This window comes from Kribbella sp. NPDC023855 (assembly GCF_040639475.1).
In the GTDB taxonomy this organism is placed as follows: Bacteria; Actinomycetota; Actinomycetes; order Propionibacteriales; family Kribbellaceae; genus Kribbella.
Genome location: NZ_JBFAAA010000003.1, coordinates 744,868 through 760,577 on the forward strand (window position 1 = coordinate 744,868; position 15,710 = coordinate 760,577).

At 67.9% G+C, this 15,710-nt stretch carries 16 protein-coding genes; 12 read left to right on the forward strand and 4 right to left on the reverse strand.

Annotated elements, in window-relative coordinates:
* Positions 1-37: 37 nt before the first annotated feature.
* Complete coding sequence (locus tag AB0F51_RS14440; protein ID WP_360279256.1) at positions 38-601, reverse strand: 2TM domain-containing protein; 564 nt, start codon at positions 599-601, stop codon at positions 38-40.
* Between the two features lie 77 nt (positions 602-678).
* On the opposite strand from AB0F51_RS14440, the gene AB0F51_RS14445 reads away from it, so the two are divergent.
* The 3 genes from AB0F51_RS14445 to AB0F51_RS14455 all read left to right on the forward strand — a co-directional run bounded on the left by AB0F51_RS14445 (position 679) and on the right by AB0F51_RS14455 (position 4,012).
* Positions 679-1,278 (forward strand): TetR family transcriptional regulator C-terminal domain-containing protein, encoded by a 600-nt coding sequence (locus AB0F51_RS14445; protein WP_360279258.1) that lies wholly within the window; start codon positions 679-681, stop codon positions 1,276-1,278.
* Positions 1,279-1,352: 74 nt separating this feature from the next.
* Positions 1,353-1,871 (forward strand): AAA family ATPase, encoded by a 519-nt coding sequence (locus AB0F51_RS14450; RefSeq protein ID WP_360279261.1) that lies wholly within the window; start codon positions 1,353-1,355, stop codon positions 1,869-1,871.
* 32 nt (positions 1,872-1,903) lie between these two features.
* On the forward strand, positions 1,904-4,012 hold the full coding sequence (locus AB0F51_RS14455) for a molybdopterin-dependent oxidoreductase (protein WP_360279264.1): 2,109 nt from the start codon (positions 1,904-1,906) through the stop codon (positions 4,010-4,012).
* A gap of 44 nt (positions 4,013-4,056) precedes the next feature.
* Here AB0F51_RS14455 and AB0F51_RS14460 read toward each other — a convergent pair whose 3' ends face one another.
* Positions 4,057-5,070, reverse strand: coding sequence for a LacI family DNA-binding transcriptional regulator (locus AB0F51_RS14460; RefSeq protein WP_360279266.1), 1,014 nt, complete (start codon positions 5,068-5,070; stop codon positions 4,057-4,059).
* Between the two features lie 353 nt (positions 5,071-5,423).
* Between AB0F51_RS14460 and AB0F51_RS14465 the strand changes: the two genes are divergently transcribed.
* From AB0F51_RS14465 to AB0F51_RS14480, 4 genes are all read left to right on the forward strand, one after another.
* Complete coding sequence (locus AB0F51_RS14465) at positions 5,424-6,170, forward strand: sugar phosphate isomerase/epimerase (protein WP_360279269.1); 747 nt, start codon at positions 5,424-5,426, stop codon at positions 6,168-6,170.
* Positions 6,167-7,264 carry a Gfo/Idh/MocA family oxidoreductase gene (locus AB0F51_RS14470; RefSeq protein WP_360279272.1) on the forward strand — a complete coding sequence of 366 codons (1,098 nt, stop codon included), beginning with the start codon at positions 6,167-6,169 and terminating at the stop codon, positions 7,262-7,264. Before AB0F51_RS14465 ends, AB0F51_RS14470 begins: the two co-directional genes overlap by 4 nt.
* Complete coding sequence (locus tag AB0F51_RS14475; RefSeq protein ID WP_360279275.1) at positions 7,264-7,872, forward strand: SGNH/GDSL hydrolase family protein; 609 nt, start codon at positions 7,264-7,266, stop codon at positions 7,870-7,872. The genes AB0F51_RS14470 and AB0F51_RS14475 overlap by 1 nt, the downstream gene beginning before the upstream one ends.
* A gap of 97 nt (positions 7,873-7,969) precedes the next feature.
* Positions 7,970-10,447, forward strand: a complete 2,478-nt coding sequence (locus tag AB0F51_RS14480) for a glycoside hydrolase family 2 protein (protein WP_360279278.1) — start codon at positions 7,970-7,972, stop codon at positions 10,445-10,447.
* Here the strand turns inward: AB0F51_RS14480 and AB0F51_RS14485 are convergent.
* The gene (locus AB0F51_RS14485; protein WP_360279281.1) at positions 10,428-11,021 is read right to left on the reverse strand and encodes a TetR/AcrR family transcriptional regulator; all 594 of its coding nucleotides are present in this window, start codon (positions 11,019-11,021) and stop codon (positions 10,428-10,430) included. The two genes, AB0F51_RS14480 and AB0F51_RS14485, sit on opposite strands and share 20 nt — an antisense overlap.
* A 52-nt stretch (positions 11,022-11,073) precedes the next feature.
* On the opposite strand from AB0F51_RS14485, the gene AB0F51_RS14490 reads away from it, so the two are divergent.
* On the forward strand, positions 11,074-11,631 hold the full coding sequence (locus AB0F51_RS14490) for a GNAT family protein (RefSeq protein WP_360279284.1): 558 nt from the start codon (positions 11,074-11,076) through the stop codon (positions 11,629-11,631).
* Positions 11,632-11,670: 39 nt separating this feature from the next.
* On the opposite strand, the gene AB0F51_RS14495 is transcribed toward AB0F51_RS14490, so the two are convergent.
* A complete protein-coding gene (locus AB0F51_RS14495; RefSeq protein ID WP_360279287.1) occupies positions 11,671-11,898 on the reverse strand; it encodes a hypothetical protein in 228 nt (75 codons plus the stop codon).
* 61 nt (positions 11,899-11,959) lie between these two features.
* Here AB0F51_RS14495 and AB0F51_RS14500 point away from each other — a divergent pair, with 61 nt between their 5' ends.
* The 4 genes from AB0F51_RS14500 to AB0F51_RS14515 are packed head-to-tail and all read left to right on the forward strand — an operon-like array spanning position 11,960 to position 15,693.
* The gene (locus AB0F51_RS14500; protein ID WP_360279290.1) at positions 11,960-12,628 is read left to right on the forward strand and encodes a polysaccharide deacetylase family protein; all 669 of its coding nucleotides are present in this window, start codon (positions 11,960-11,962) and stop codon (positions 12,626-12,628) included.
* Positions 12,629-12,680: 52 nt separating this feature from the next.
* Positions 12,681-14,042, forward strand: a complete 1,362-nt coding sequence (locus AB0F51_RS14505) for an APC family permease (protein WP_360279292.1) — start codon at positions 12,681-12,683, stop codon at positions 14,040-14,042.
* Positions 14,039-14,467 (forward strand): hypothetical protein, encoded by a 429-nt coding sequence (locus tag AB0F51_RS14510; RefSeq protein ID WP_360279295.1) that lies wholly within the window; start codon positions 14,039-14,041, stop codon positions 14,465-14,467. The genes AB0F51_RS14505 and AB0F51_RS14510 overlap by 4 nt, the downstream gene beginning before the upstream one ends.
* Positions 14,467-15,693, forward strand: coding sequence for a glutathionylspermidine synthase family protein (locus AB0F51_RS14515; protein ID WP_360279298.1), 1,227 nt, complete (start codon positions 14,467-14,469; stop codon positions 15,691-15,693). The genes AB0F51_RS14510 and AB0F51_RS14515 overlap by 1 nt, the downstream gene beginning before the upstream one ends.
* Positions 15,694-15,710: the final 17 nt, after the last annotated feature.

The window sequence follows — 15,710 nt, forward strand, 5'->3', positions numbered from 1 at the left end:
GAAAATGTACGGCGTACGGGCTGGTCTGGCTGGGATGTCAGGCGGGTTGCCTGGTCTGGAGTTCGCTGTCGTGGTCCTCGTCGTCCTTGACGTCAGCGCTGTGGCTGAACGAGACGATCCCATCGATCACGAGCGCCACGGTCCAGCCGGCCGCCGGGCCGAGCAGGGTGTCGTACCCCTGGCCGGAGAGCAGGCCCAGCGCGATCATCACGCCGACGCCCACGCAGTACGCGAGCAGGTGCCGGTACCAGCCCTGACGCTCGCGGCGCGCCTTCTCACGGCTGCCCTTCTTCGGCTTCTGCGGTCGCGGCCCACCGGCGAACCGGTACGCCGCCCAGCCGTCGGCCCACTTCAGGCTCTGGTGGCCGAAGCCGACGCTGACACCGATGAAGATCGCGGCCAGCGAGTGCTTGAACGACGGCTCGCCGCCGGACCGGATGTCGATCACGCTGGCAACCAGCATCACGACGTCGACGAGCGGAACCATCGCGAGCAGCACCAGGCCGGCCCGCGGCAGGCGCAGGACGTACCGGGTCAGCATTCCCGCGGCGAGCAGGACCCAGAATCCGATCTCACATCCGGCGATCACAGCCAGCAGCACGGGATTCACCTCTCCGTTGTTTCAGTACAACCGTGTCAATACGAGAAACCCTAACACGCTCGTGCTAAAAAGGACACATGCCAAAGATCGTCGACCACGACACCCGCCGCGAAGAGATCGCCCAGGCGCTGTGGCGGGTGGTCCGCCGCGACGGCATCCGGGCCGCCTCGGTCCGGACCGTCGCCGCCGAGGCGGGCTGGTCCGCCGGCGCCGTCCGCTACTACTTCCCCGACCAGCAGGGCCTGATCGCGTTCGCGATGGATCTGGTCGCCCGCCGGGTCCGCGAGCGGATCAGCGCCATGGAGCCGGCCGGTACGCCGACCGAGATCGCCCTGCGCTACCTGGAGGAGGTGATCCCGCTCGACACCGAACGGCAGGCCGAGTTCGACATCTGGCTGTCCTTCACCGCCCAGGCCCAGGCCGAGTCGGGCGCCGGCGGCCTGCGCGAACTGCTCACCCCGGTCAACCAGGGACTGCGCGACCTGTGCGAAATGCTCCTCCACAACCTGGCCCAGAGCGGCGCTTTGCGTCCCGACCTGAAGCTCGACCTGGAAACCGAACGCCTCCATGCACTGGTCGACGGACTCTCTTTACACGCGTCCGTGCAGCCGACGAGCAGCACCCCTGATCGCGTCCGCGAAATCCTTCGCGCGCATCTGGAAGAACTAGAGCGTTGAACCTCTTGTCCAGCAGGGAAGAAGGGACACGCGAGGCCTGACCAAAGCCCGTCGTGCATGGCACCATCCCCTACATGGAGACCGAGGGGGTGATCGTCGTCAGCGGAATCATGGCGGCCGGCAAATCCACCGTCTCCCAGCTGCTCGCCGAGCGGTTCCAGTACGGCGTCCATCTGCGCGGCGACGTGTTCCGGCGGATGATCGTCAGCGGCCAGGCCTCGTCGACGGTCGAGGACGGCGAGGAAGCGCAGCGACAACTCAAACTGCGCTACCGGCTGGCCTGCCAGGCCGCCGATGGGTATGCGCAAGGTGGCTTCACCGTCGTACTGGAAGACGTCGTGATCGGCGAACTGCTGCGCGAGTTCCTCGACGGCATCCAGACCCGGCCGCGCTACCTGGTCGTGCTGACTCCCCGGCCGGAGGTGATCCACAACCGGCTGGGCTACGGCCACCCCCACTCGGTCGACGAGCTCGACTACGAGCTGCACGCCTTCAGCCCGCGCCGTGGTCTGTGGCTCGACAACTCCGACCTGTCCCCCGGCGAGACCGTCGACGCCATCCTCGGTCGCCTCGACGAGGCACGGTTCGAGTAGTCGCGATGACTACTCCGGAGTAGTTTGGCTGGATGGCGACCGTACGGCGTACTTCCTGCAACCTCTGCGAGGCCATCTGCGGTGTGCTCGTGACCGTCGAGGGCGGACGCGTCACGGACATCCGTGGTGACGAGGCGGACCCGTTGTCCCGTGGACACATCTGCCCGAAAGCAGTCGCCTTGCGCGACCTCCAGGAAGACCCGGACCGCCTCACCCAACCAGTACGGCGCACTGCCACCGGCTGGCAGGAGCTGGGTTGGGAAGAGGCCTACACCTACGTCGCCGAGCAACTACGGTCGGTCCAGAAGACCCATGGCACGAACTCGATCGGCGTCTACCTCGGCAACCCGAACGTGCACAGCGTCGGCGCGATGACGCATATGCCGACTGTGGTCCGACTGCTGAAGACACGCAATCGGTTCAGCGCGACCTCGGTCGACCAACTGCCGCACATGTTGGCGGTGCATCTGCTCTACGGGCACCAGTTGATGGTTCCGGTGGCGGACATCGACAGGACGTCGTACCTGCTGATGCTCGGCGCGAACCCGCTCGCCTCCAACGGCAGCATGATGACCGCGCCCGGCTTCGGCCGGCGGTTGAAGGAAGTGCAGAAGCGTGGCGGGCGGGTGGTGGTGATCGATCCGCGGCGGACCGAGACGGCCGCGGTCGCGGACGAGCATCATTTCGTCCGGCCGGGCACCGACGCCGCGTTCCTGCTCGCGTTGATCCAGCAGATCATCGCCGACGGTCACGCGAAGCCGGCGGCGTACGTGGATGGTTTCGATCAGGTTGTCTCTGCGACTCGGGTGTGGACGCCGGAGCGAGCTGCGGCGGTGACCGGGATCGACACGGAGACGATCCGGCGGATCGCGCGGGAGTTCGCGGGTGCCGACAAGGCGGCCTGCTACGGGCGGCTCGGGGTGTCGACGCAGCAGTTCGGCGCGTTGTGCCAGTGGGCCGTGCAGGTGCTGAACATCATCACCGGCAATCTCGATCGGCCGGGTGGGTCGATGTTCCCGCGGCCGGCCGTCGACACGTTGCGCGGGATCGGGCGTGGGCATATCGGAGTATGGAAGAGCCGGGTGCGGTCGCTGCCCGAGTTCGGCGGCGAACTGCCGGCGTCCGCGATGGCCGAGGAGATCATGACACCGGGTGACGGGCAGATCCGCGCGATGGTGACGATCGCCGGAAACCCGGTGCTGTCCACCCCGAACGGCCGCCGGCTGGACGAGGCGCTGGAGACGCTGGACTTCATGGTCTGCGTCGACCCCTACATCAACGAGACGACCCGGCATGCCGACGTGATCCTGCCGCCGACACCTCCGTTGGAACGCGAGCACTACGACCTGGCTTTCCACCAACTCGCAGTACGGAACACCGCGCGGTGGAACGACGCAGTACTGCCTCGCCCTTCGGAGGCGCGGCACGACTGGGAGATCTTCCGGGGGCTCGGGTTGGCGTTGTTGCGCAGTACGCCGCGCAGTCGCCGGCGTGCCCTTGCGTCCTTGCGGCTGCGGTTGTCGCCGCGCCGCATCGTCGATCTCGGGCTGCGGATCGGGCCTTATCGGCTGTCGGTGCGCAAGCTGCGGAAGTCTGTCGGCGGAGTGGATCTCGGGCCGTTGCAGCCGGCGTTGCCTGGAGCTCTGCACACCAAGACGAAGCGGATCGATCTCGCGCCGGCGATGATCCTCGCCGACCTGCCGCGTGCCGAGGAGGTGTTGCTCGGCGATCGTGGCGCCGATGACGGCCTGCTGCTGATCGGGCGGCGGCACCTGCGCAGCAACAACTCCTGGATGCACAACTCGGCCCGCCTGGTGAAGGGCAAGCCGCGCCACCAACTGCTGATGAACCCCGACGACCTGAAGTCGCGCGACCTCGCGGACGGTCAACTGGTCGAGATCAGCTCGGCCGCCGGCAGCGTCGCGGTAGAAGTTGCCGCGAGCAACGACATGATGCCTGGCGTGGTCAGCCTCCCGCACGGCTTCGGCCACGGCCGCCCCGGCGCCCACCTCTCGGTCGCCAACCAGGTCGCCGGCGCCAGCGCCAACGACATCACCGACCCGACCCTCACCGACCCCATAGCCGGCACCGCCGCCCTCAACGGCGTCCCAGTCAAGGTCACCGCGGCTCCGACCAGCTAACGCGCGCCCGGAGACCGTCGTGCGGGCCGGGCGCGCTCAGCAGGTCAGCTGGGTGGCGGGCCTGAGCTGCCTCGGACTACCAGGGCGGGGGTGGAGCAGAGGTGCGCCTCCGGGAGCGCGCCCTCGAGCAGGTCGAACAGCCGGTGCGCGACTTCCGCGCCGTAGGTGACGATGTTGTGGCTCATCGCCGTCAGCGTCGGGTGGGTCAACCGGCACAGCGTCGAGTCGTCCCAGGCGACCAGCGTGACGTCATCGGGCGACTTCAATCCCAGACCGTTCACCACCGACAATCCGGCCACGGCCATCAGGTCGTTGTCATAGATGATCGCCGTCGGCCTCCCCTCGGCCGTCATCAGTTCGCGCGTCGCGACGGCACCTTCCTCACCGGAGAAGTCGGTGTGCACCACCCGCGCATCCAGCCCCAACCGCCGGCTGGCCGCCGCGAACGCCTGATCCCGGATCCAGACGTGACCGTGCTCGGGTGGCCCGGCCACTCGGGCGACCGTCCGATGACCGAGCGACGCGACATGCTCCACCGCGGCGTTCATCGCCGTCGTACCGTCGGTCCACACGCACGCCAGCCCCTTCGCGAGCGCCGGATCCCCGACCAGCACCGCGGGCAGCTCCAGCTTGCGCAGCAACGGGATCCGCGGATCGTCGACCCGCAGGTCGACCACCAGCACGCCGTCCACCCGGCGCTCCGCGGCCCACTTCCGGTACGTCGCCATCTCGTCCTCCAGGTCCGGTACGACCTGCAGGGCGAGCGCGTACGACCGCTCACTCAGCACGGACTCCACGCCACCGACGAAGCCCATGTAGAACGGTTCTTCACTCAGGGTCTTGGCCGTCCTGGCCAGGACCAGACCGAAGGTCTCACTCCGGGCGGCCGACAGTTGCCGCGCCGCCCGATTGGGCACCCACTCCAGTTCCTCGGCAACCTTGAGCACCCGGGCCCGGGTGGCCTCGGAGACCCCCGGCTGGTTGTTGAGCGCGTACGAAACCGCGCCTTTGGAGACGCCGGCCCGTCGGGCAATCTCCTTGATCGTGACACGGGGCACGATGGCCTCCTTCGAACGGGCGGTCCGAACCGTGACGGGCGGTTCGGTTACCCCTCATTCTGCGGCCCCTGTGTACTCCGCGTCTTTAGGTAACCGCTCTCCACCACCCACAGCTACCGCTCTTTCCACCACCTGCGGTCCGGACACCCAAAGTAGTTGCCCCTGGCTCCACTTTCTCAGGGCCATGGGCAAGCGCTTGCCTTCAGGCCGTGGAGGCGGCTCGACTGGTGATTGGGGGGTGGTCGAGGGGCGGATGGCTGGGATAGGCTGCCGCGAGTTACTTAACCGGTTCGGCTAGTCCAGTCCGGGGCTTCCTTGGGCAGCGGGTGCCCCGAAGACGAGGAGAGAAAAACATGGTCGCAGTGGACAATCTGTCCCTACAGCTCTACACGGTCCGGTACAAGCTGGAGGAGGACTTCGACGCCACGCTGGCCCGCATCGCCGAGATCGGGTACCGCAAGGTCGAGCCCTTCGGCGTGGTCGGCCTGGCCGACCAGCTGGCCGAGGCGCTGCCCAAGTACGGCCTGTCGGCTCCCACCACGCACGCCGGGCTGCTCAAGGAAGACAGCGCCCCGATCTTCGAGGTGGCCAAGAAGCTCGGCATCAGCACCGTGATCGACCCGTACGTCGACCCGGCGCGCTGGCAGTCCGCCGACGACATCAAGGCGACCGCCGAGGCACTGAACAAGGCGGCCGCCGAGGCGGCCGAGCACGGCATCACGGTCGGCTACCACAACCACCACTTCGAGCTGGAGTCGGTGATCGACGGCGTGCACGGCCTGGAGATCCTGGCCGACAACCTGTCCGACGAGGTCGTCCTCGAGATCGACACCTACTGGGCCGCGGTCGGCGGCGCCGACGTACCGGCTCTGCTCGGCCGGCTCGGTGACCGGGTGAAGGCGCTGCACGTCAAGGACGGCGACGGCACGCTGAACAACAAGGCCCAGGTCGCGGTCGGCGCCGGCACGATCGCCGTCAAGGACATCCTCGCCGCGTCGCCGGGCACCCTGCGGGTGGTGGAGCTCGACGACTTCGAGGGCGACATCTTCGACGCCGTCGCGGGCAGCTTCGCCTACCTCACCGGGGAGGACGTTGCATGAGTGCTGTCGGCGTAGGTGTGATCGGCGCCGGAGTCATCTCCGACGCGTACATCAAGAGCATGCAGAGTTTCCCCGACCTCAAGGTCGTTGCCATCGGCGACCTCCGCCCGGAGGCGGCGGCCGCGAAGGCGGCGGAGTACGGGATCGAGAACCACGGTGGCCCCGAGGCCGTGCTCGGCAACGCCGACGTCGAGATCGTGGTCAACCTGACCATCCCGATCGCGCACGTCGAGGTCGCCCTGGCGGCCGTTGCCGCAGGCAAGCATGTGTGGAGCGAGAAGCCGTTCTCGCTCGACCAGGACAGCGGCCTCAAGCTGCTCGCGACCGCCCAGGACGCGGGCCTGCGGCTGGGTTGCGCCCCGGACACCATCCTCGGACCGGGTCTGCAGGAGTCGCGGCGGATCATCGAGAAGGGTGACATCGGCGAGCCGCTCACCGCGCTCACCCTGATGCAGTCGCCCGGCCCGGAGTCGTGGCACCCGAACCCGGCCTTCCTGTTCCAGGAGGGCGCCGGACCGCTGTGGGACATCGGCCCGTACTACCTGACCTCGCTGGTGCAGCTGTTCGGCCCGGTCGCGGCGGTTGCCGGGATCGGCTCGAAGTCGCGGGCCAAGCGCACGATCGGCTCCGGCCCGTTGCAGGGCACGGACTTCGACGTGACGGTGCCGACCCACGTCAGCGCGATCGCACGGTTCGAGTCGGGACAGTCGTCGCAGAGCATCTTCAGCTTCGACTCACCGCTGCCGCGGCACGGTTTCGTCGAGATCACCGGCTCGGAGGCGACGCTGGCCATCCCGGACCCGAACGGATTCGACGGCGACATCAAGATCCGCCGCCGCGACGCCGACGACTGGGAGACGGTGGCCAGCACCAAGGCGACGGCCCAGCGCGGTACCGGCGTACTGGAGATGGCGCGGGCGATTCGCGAGGACCGGCCGCACCGGGCGACTGGCGCGCTGGCCTTCCACATCGTCGATGTGATGGCCTCCATCACCGAGTCCATCGACACCGGCAGCTTCGTGGATGTCACCAGCACCGTCGAGGTCCCGCCCGTCCTGCCGGACGACTGGGACGTCAGCGCGTCCACGATCTGATGAGCTCAGCCATCCTGGATCCCCGGCGAACCATCGTGTTCGCCGGGGACTCCGTCACCGACTGCGGCCGCCGGAGCGATCCGGCCGGCCTGGGCGACGGCTACGTGAAGAACCTGTACGACGCCCTCGGCCCGGACCGGCCGCGGATCGTCAACGTCGGCATCTCCGGCAACCGCGCGAAGGATCTCGAAGCGCGCTGGCAGACCGATGTCCTCGCGCACGAGCCGGACCTCGTCTCGGTCCTGATCGGCATCAACGACACCTGGCGCCGCTACGACAAAGACGATCCGACCTCGACGGAGTCGTTCGAGCGGTCGTACCGGGCGTTGCTCGACGGCGTCCAGGCCCAGTTCGTCCTGGTCGAGCCGTTCCTCCTTGCGGTGAAGGAGGAGCAGCACGAGTGGCGAGAGGACCTGGACCCGAAGATCGAGGTGGTCCGGCGCCTCGCGGCGGAGTACGGCGCGCTGCTGGTACCGGCCGACGTCGAGCTCAACCGCCAAGCAGCCACCGTCGGCGCCGTCACTCTCGCCGACGACGGCGTCCACCCGAGCCACGCAGGCCACGAGGCCCTCGCCAACCTCTGGCAACAGACAGTGCTCGCACGCTAGAACCTCGAAGCGACCGGGCTGCCCACAGGGTTGCCCGGTCGTTTCACATACGCTTACTTAACCGGTCCAGTACATCGTTTGAAAGAGAGAGCTGCCTGTGACCTCGACGCTCAGGACTGTGCCGTTGACCACCGAGGGCGGGGCCGTCTGGACTTTGCGGGCGGTGGACGGGCCGGTGCCGGATCGGAACAGTGCGCTGCTGGCGGCGCCGGTGGCGGCGACTGTTCCTGGTGAGGTGCACACGGACCTGCTGGCGGCGGGCGTGATCCCCGATCCGTTCGACGGGGACAACGAGAGCAAGCTCGCGTGGATCGGCAAGACGAGTTGGAGCTACCGCACGGTCTTCGACTGGACCCCCGACGAGCACACCGTTCAGGAACTCGTCGCCGACGGGCTCGACACGGCCGCGCGGGTCACCCTCAACGGCACCGAACTCGGCGAGACCTGCAACCAGCACCGGTCGTACCGGTTCGCGATCACCGGCCTGTTGGTTGCAGGACGCAACGAGCTCGTCGTCGAGTTCGCCTCGCCGGTCGGTACGGCGAACCGGCTGCGCGAGCAGTCCGGGCTCTGGCCGCACACGAACCTTCATCCGTACAACGCGATCCGCAAGATGGCCAGCAACTTCGGCTGGGACTGGGGCCCGGATGTCGCCACGGCCGGGATCTGGCGGCCGATCCGGATCGAGTCCTGGACCGGCGTACGGATCGCCTCCGTCCGGCCGCTCGCCGGCCTCGACCGCGATCGCGGTGTCCTGGACAGCCGGGTCACGCTCGCCTGGTCCAGCGACAGCGCCACCGGGGACGCCACCATCACCGTCGAGGTCGGCGGCACCACCACCCAGATGACCGTTGCCGCGGGCACCGAGGAGGTCGGTGTCACGTCGACGATCGACGCGGTCGACAAGTGGTGGCCGCGCGGGTACGGCGACCAGCCCCTGTACGACGTCAGCATCTCCGTGACCGCCGGCGACCACACCGACGGCTGGCAGGGCCGGGTCGGCTTCCGCACCGTCACCATGGACGTTGCCCCCGACAAGTACGGCGGCCCGTTCGTCCTGTCCGTCAACGACAAGCCGGTCTACGTCCGCGGCGCCAACTGGATCCCGGACGACGCCTTCGTCACGCGGCTCGACCGGACGACGTACGAGCGCAGCATCCGCGACGCGATCGATGCGAACATGAACCTGCTCCGCGTCTGGGGCGGCGGCCTCTACGAGAGCGACGACTTCTACGACATCTGCGACGAGCTGGGAGTACTCGTCTGGCAGGACTTCCTGTTCGCCTGCGCGGCGTACTCCGAGGACGAACCGCTCTGGAGCGAGGTCGAGGCGGAGGCCCGCGAGGCCGTCACCCGGCTGAGCTCGCACGCCAGCCTCGCACTGTGGAACGGCAACAACGAGAACATCTGGGGGTACGTCGAATGGGGCTGGCGCGAACCGCTGGCCGGCCGGGCCTGGGGTGAGGGCTACTACCTCGACCTGCTCCCCCGCATCGTCGCCGAGCTCGACCCACGGACGCCGTACTCGGCCGGCAGCCCGTTCTCGTACGACCGCCACATCCACCCGAACGACGAGCGCAACGGCACGATGCATATCTGGGACGTGTGGAACCAGGTCGACTACTCGACCTACCGCAAGTACAAGCCGCGTTTCGTGTCCGAGTTCGGTTTCCAGGGCCCGCCGGCCTGGTCGACGCTGACCTCGGTCGTGCACGACGAACCGCTCGACCCGTACGGCGAGCAGATGCTGGTGCACCAGAAGGCTTTCGAAGGCAACCTGAAGCTGGAGCGTGGCCTCGGCGACCACTTGCCCAAGTGGAAGACGATGGACGACTGGCACTGGACGACGCAACTCAACCAGGCCCGGGCGATTGCCTATGGCATCGAACACTTCCGCAGCCTGTACCCGTTGAACACCGGCGCGATCGTCTGGCAACTCAACGACAACTGGCCGGTCGTCTCCTGGGCCGCAGTCGACGGGCACGGCATCCGGAAACCCTTGTGGCACGCACTGAAGCGCGTGTACGCCGACCGCCTGCTGACCGTCCAGCCACGCGAAGACGGCCTAGTGGTTGCCGCTCACAACGACACGGACCTTGCCTGGAGCACCGAACTGACGGTGACCCGACGCAGTACGACCAAGGGCGGCGAGGTGATCGCCAGCGAGACGTTCGCGTTGGAGGTCCCGGCTCGCCAGGCCACCCTCAACTCACTGCCCGAGTCGGTCGCAACCCCGGCTGATCCCACGACGGAGTACGTCGAGGTACGCGGCGCAGACGACAGTACGGCGTACTGGTACTTCGTCGAAGACACCTCGCTGCAACTCGAGGCCGACGCCTACACCGCCGAGGTCACCCCCACCACCGACGGCTACGACGTAACCGTGACAGCAACCGCCCTCACCAAGGACCTCACACTCTTCCCAGACCGCCTGGACACCAACGCCCGGGTAGACACCTGCCTGATCACCCTGAACGCCAACGAAACCCACACCTTCCACGTCACCGCCGCCAACACCCCCACAACCTCCATCACCAAGCCAGTCCTCCGCTCAGCTAACGACCTGCTGGCCTGAGCGCCTTCAGATGTGACTGCAGGAGATCGAGGAGGCGTTGATGGGGGAACGTGCGGGGGGCGAAGAGGGCTTGTACTACTAGGCCGTGGGTGAAGGCGGCCAGGGAGGCGACCAGGTCGTCGGGGTTGCCTGGTGGGAGGTCGCCTTCTTGCTGGGACTGTTCGACGAGGGGTTTGAGGCGGGCTCGCCAGCGTTGGTAGCGGGCCTTTTCCAAGGTGCGGAGGGCGGGGTCGGCCAGGGCTACGTCCCAGGAGCTGACCCAGACTCGGTTGATCTCGGTTGTCTCTGGGGTCAGGGGCAGCACTCCGGCCAGCGCTTGTTCGAGGGCTGCTAGTCCTCGGAGGCCTTCGATCGACGGGGTCAGTTCCCGGGTGCGGGTTTCCGCGAGCTCCAGAGCGTGCACGACCAGTGCTTGTTTGGAGGGGAAGTAGTGCGTCACCAAACCCGTGGTCGCGCCCAGCTCCGTCGCGACCGCGCGCATGGTCAGGCCGCCGAAACCCTCCGCGGCCAGGATGCGCCACACCGCGGCGGAGACGTCTCGTCGTCGGGCCTCGTGATCCACCTTTGCCGGCATGGTCCTAGAGTAGGTACGGAACACTTGTTATGTACCGCACGGGGAGGCAACGATGTTGTTCAGAACCAAGCTCATCGAGAACGCCGAGCTGAGGCCGTTGGAGCCCTGGCAGGCGGCCGAGTTCCTGGGGCACGTCGATCAGGCCCGGGCCAACATCGAGGCCTACATCCCCTGGGCCGGGATCGTCGTCGACGAGGACAGCGCGCGAAGCTTCCTGCAGCGGTACGCCGATCGCCAGGCGGCGGACGGCGGCCGGATCTACGGCATCTGGCTGGACGGCCGGCTCGTCGGCGGTCTGCTGTTCCGCACCTTCGAGGCGCAGTGGGGCAGCTGCGAGCTCGGCGTCTGGCTGGCCGCCGAGGCCGAGGGGCACGGCCTCATCACCCGCGCGGCCCAGCTGCTGATCGACTGGGCGATCGGCACCCGCGGCCTGAACCGGGTCGAGTGGCGCTGCGTACCGGCCAACACCCGCAGTGCCGCGGTGGCGAAGCGACTGGGGATGTCACACGAAGGCACGCTACGGCAGGCTTTCCCGTACCGCGGCAAGCTCCACGACATCCAGGTCTGGGCGATCGTCCGCGACGAGTGGGAGCAGCGCACCTGGGCCTGACGACCCTCCACGCCGGGCATACTCGGGGCCTGTGACTGTTCACTGGGGGATCAGGATCGCCGCGCTCGCCGCGGCCGCGTCCGTAGTACTGGCTGGCTGTGGAGACACGGAAGCACCGGTGGGGACAGCGGCCGGTACGCCGACGCTGAGCGGACCGGCCAGTGCGCCAAGTCCAAGCGGGCTGGCAAGTACGCCGAGTCGGAGCAGTCCAGCCAGTACGCCGGCCACAAGCGGGCCGACGGCAACGACACCCAGCAAGACGGCCACCCCCAAGCCATCCACGCCCAGCAACACGCCAAGGCCGGGTGAGTCGCGGCAGACCAACCTGATGCCGGTCGTCCAGCACGGGCCGCGGGACAAGAAGCGGGTGGCGTTGACGTTCGATGCGGATCTCACCGCGCTGATGCGGAAACGTCTCCAGCACGGCAAGGTCAAGTCGTACTACAACGACGCTTTGATCACCGAGCTGCGCAAGCAGCATGTGCCGGCCACCCTGTTCCTCACCGGCATGTGGATGGAGCAGTACCCGGAGCGCACACGCGAGCTGGCCGCCGACCCGCTGTTCGAGCTCGGCACCCACTCCTACGACCACAAGGGCTTCACCAAGCACTGCTACACACTCGGCTCGGTCCCCAAGGCCGACATGCTCAACGACGTGCGCGAGGCGGTCACCCTGCTGGACCAGCTCGACGACCACGCCACCAGGTGGTTCCGCTTCCCAGGCGGCTGCTACGACGGCACCGCCCTCCACGAGCTCGCTTCGGCCGGCGTCACCGCGGTCGGGCTCGACGTACCGGGTGCCGACGGTTTCGCCAAGTCGCCGGAGCGGATCGTCCAGCAGGTGCTCTCACACGTGCAGAACGGCTCGATCGTCGTCCTCCACCTGCACGGTGGCGACAACGCGCCGTACACCGACGAGGCGATCACCCCGATCATCACCGGCCTGCGCTCCCGCGGCTTCGAGCTCGTGACGGTGACGGAACTGATGAACGGCTGACGGCGGGCGCCTGCCGGACAGCGGACCGCCCAGGTGGCACCCTGGGGGGACGATGACAACGACAGCTGATTCGCGGTCCCGTGGGCGCAACCTGCGGCGGGACGCGCTGGGCCTGGGCACGTCCACCGCGATCGGGATCTCCTCCTCCGCACCGGCGTACTCGCTGGCTGTGGCGGTCGGGTTGCTCGTCGTGTACGTCGGCGCCGCCACTCCCCTGGTACTCGCGCTCAGCGCGGTGCCGGTCATCCTGGTCACGCTCTGCTTCCGGGAGCTCAACCGGGCCGAGCCGGACTGCGGTACGACGTTCCCGTGGACGGAGAAGGCGTTCGGGCTGGGTATCGGCCGCATGGTCGGCTGGACCACAGTGATGGCCTGTGTGCTCGTCATGAGCAACCTCGCCCAGGTCGCTGCCGTCTACACCTACGTGCTGTTCGGCCTGGACGACGCCGCCGACTCCCGGGTCGCGCAGGCCGGTCTGGGCTCGGTCTTCATCATCGGGATGGCACTGCTCGCCTACCGTGGCATCCGGATCGCCGCCTGGACGCAGGCGATCCTGCTGACGGTAGAGGTCGTCGCACTGCTCTGGTTCGCGATCAACGCGTTCCTGGACGCCGGTACCTTCAGCATCCCGGTGTTCTCGGCCACCGGCCAGGGTGCGTGGGCAACCGGCGTACTGATCGCCGTGTTCCTCTACTGGGGCTGGGACTCCTCGTTCAGCGTCAACGAGGAGACCCGCGACCCGCGGCGTACTCCGGCCATCGCGGCCCTCATCGCCAACGGCTTCCTCGTCGTCCTGTACGCCGTGGTCGCGTGGTCCGCCATCGCGTACGCCGGCAACGACCCGCTGGCCGCCATCGAGGACGACGACTTCTTCGCAGTACTCAGCAACGACCTGCTCGGTACTGCGGGCGGCAAGCTCCTCGCCGGCGCAGTACTCGTGTCCGCACTGGCCTCGACCCAGACGACCATCCTGCCGACCGCCCGGACGATGCTGTCCATGGCCCGCCGGGATGCGTTCCCGGGACAGTTCGCACGGATCTCCACTCGCTTCCACACACCCAGCGTCTCCACCTGGGTCTTCGCGGGCGCCAGTCTCGCCATCTACGTGACGCTGGTGCTCATCTCCGACTCAGTACTGGCTGACGCCGTCGGCGCCGTCTCGATCCTGGTGTCGATCTACTACCTCGCCACTGCGGTCGCAGTACCGGTGTACTTCAGTGGGGAGATCAGGGGACGAGTGCTGCAGCGGGCGGTCGTTCCTCTGCTCGCGGCAGCGTCCTTCGTCGTAGTACTGGTCCTGGCCGTCTCGGATGTGGGTACCGGTCCGCTGGTTGTCGTGGGTGTCACGATGGTGGTGGGCGCGCTGATCATGTTCTCGATGAAGCCGCCCGCCGAGGGGGAGGGCAGGACATGACTCAATCAGGACGCCGGCGGATGCGCAGTGTCGGCATCACGCTCGGCCTGACCGCGCTGGTCGCCGCATCGCTGACCGGGTGCAGTAGCGACGACGACGATCAGGCCGACTACGCCGCGATCTGTGTCGACCCGCAGACCCAGGAGCGCACCGACGACGACAACTGCAAGGACGAGCGCGAGTACCACGGGTCCGGATCGGGCTTCTTCTGGTTTTACATGGCCACCCGCGGCGGAGCGTTCGTCCCGCCGGTCGGCGGACGCTACAACGTCGCCGACGGCACCTACCGCTCGTCCGGCCTGCGCAACGCCTCTGGCGGTACTGCGACCATCCAGCGCGGTGGCCTGTCCACCAAGGGCGGCAACATCGGCACCATCGCGCGCGGCGGCTTCGGCAAGGCCGGCAAGGGGAGCTCTGGCGGTTGATGTGGCGGCACTCGATCAAACCCCGCCCGGGCTGGAAGGACAAGGTCGTCGAGCAGGGCCTGGTCTTCCCGATGACGGACTGGCCCGACGGCAGTCAGACGCCGTACTGGAACGAGAGCGCCTGGTACGAGGTGACCATGGACGAGGTCCTGCACCTCGAACGCGTCACCGAGGAGCTGTACGAGATGTGCAAGCACGCCGCCTCGGTGATGGCCTCCGGTGACCGCTTCAGCGACGCGCAGCTGGGGCTGGCGTCCGGGACGCTGCCGCTGGTCCGGGAGTCGCTGAAACGCGACGACCCGTCGGTGTACGCGCGGTTCGACCTGGTCTGGAACGGGGCCGAGCCGAAGATGCTGGAGATCAACGGCGACACCCCGACCGGGCTGGTGGAGTCGGCGGTGATCCAGTGGAACTGGCTGGAGGACGTCTTCCCCGACGCCGACCAGTGGAACTCCGTGCACGACCGGCTGGTCAAGTGGTGGGGCGAGCAGCTCGCGGCCGGGCGGTTCCCGGGCAACGAGGCGCACTTCTTCAACTCGGCCGCCGAGACCACCGGCGAAGAGGCGATGACGGTGGCCTACCTGCGCGACACGGCTGCGATGGCCGGGCTGGCGACGTACGGGCACGAGATCGAGGACCTCGGCTGGGAGTCGGAGCAGCGCGCGTTCGTGGACTGGGGCGGGCGGAAGATCCGGACCGCGTTCAAGCTCTACCCGTGGGAGGACATGCTCGACGACGAGTTCGGCCGGTACATCCTGTCCGGGCTGGAGCGTGAGCCGGTGCAGTGGATCGAGCCGATCTGGAAGACGATGCTGTCCACCAAGGCGATCCTGCCGGTGCTGTGGGAGCTCTACCCCGACCACCCGAACCTGCTCCCGGCGTACTTCGGGTCGCCGGGTGACCTGCTCGAATGGGTGGCCAAGCCGCTGCACGGGCGCGAGGGCAGCAACATCCGCATCCACACCATCACCTCCACCGAGGACGACGTCCACGACGGCCCCTACGACACGGACACGATGGTCTACCAGGAGTGGAGCCCGCTGCCGTCGTACGAGGGCAACCGAGCAGTGATCGGCAGCTGGATCGTGGACGGGGTCGCGGCCGGCATGATGGTCCGCGAGTCGGACGGCCCGGTCACCGACTACTACGCGCGCTTCGTCCCGCACGCGATCGGCACCGAGGCCCGCCCGGACCCGGAGACCATCCAGAAGTGGCTCCAGGAGTAGCCCACTCCGCCCTTCGG

Bases quoted from the DNA above. Each gene is read 5' to 3' on its own strand.
- AB0F51_RS14445 (WP_360279258.1), top strand. From the start codon at position 679: ATGCCAAAGATCGTCGACCACGACACCCGCCGCGAAGAGATCGCCCAG.
- AB0F51_RS14450 (WP_360279261.1), top strand. From the start codon at position 1,353: ATGGAGACCGAGGGGGTGATCGTCGTCAGCGGAATCATGGCGGCCGGC.
- AB0F51_RS14455 (WP_360279264.1), top strand. From the start codon at position 1,904: ATGGCGACCGTACGGCGTACTTCCTGCAACCTCTGCGAGGCCATCTGC.
- AB0F51_RS14465 (WP_360279269.1), top strand. From the start codon at position 5,424: ATGGTCGCAGTGGACAATCTGTCCCTACAGCTCTACACGGTCCGGTAC.
- AB0F51_RS14470 (WP_360279272.1), top strand. From the start codon at position 6,167: ATGAGTGCTGTCGGCGTAGGTGTGATCGGCGCCGGAGTCATCTCCGAC.
- AB0F51_RS14475 (WP_360279275.1), top strand. From the start codon at position 7,264: ATGAGCTCAGCCATCCTGGATCCCCGGCGAACCATCGTGTTCGCCGGG.
- AB0F51_RS14485 (WP_360279281.1), bottom strand. From the start codon at position 11,021: ATGCCGGCAAAGGTGGATCACGAGGCCCGACGACGAGACGTCTCCGCC.
- AB0F51_RS14490 (WP_360279284.1), top strand. From the start codon at position 11,074: ATGTTGTTCAGAACCAAGCTCATCGAGAACGCCGAGCTGAGGCCGTTG.
- AB0F51_RS14500 (WP_360279290.1), top strand. From the start codon at position 11,960: ATGCCGGTCGTCCAGCACGGGCCGCGGGACAAGAAGCGGGTGGCGTTG.
- AB0F51_RS14505 (WP_360279292.1), top strand. From the start codon at position 12,681: ATGACAACGACAGCTGATTCGCGGTCCCGTGGGCGCAACCTGCGGCGG.
- AB0F51_RS14510 (WP_360279295.1), top strand. From the start codon at position 14,039: ATGACTCAATCAGGACGCCGGCGGATGCGCAGTGTCGGCATCACGCTC.
- AB0F51_RS14515 (WP_360279298.1), top strand. From the start codon at position 14,467: ATGTGGCGGCACTCGATCAAACCCCGCCCGGGCTGGAAGGACAAGGTC.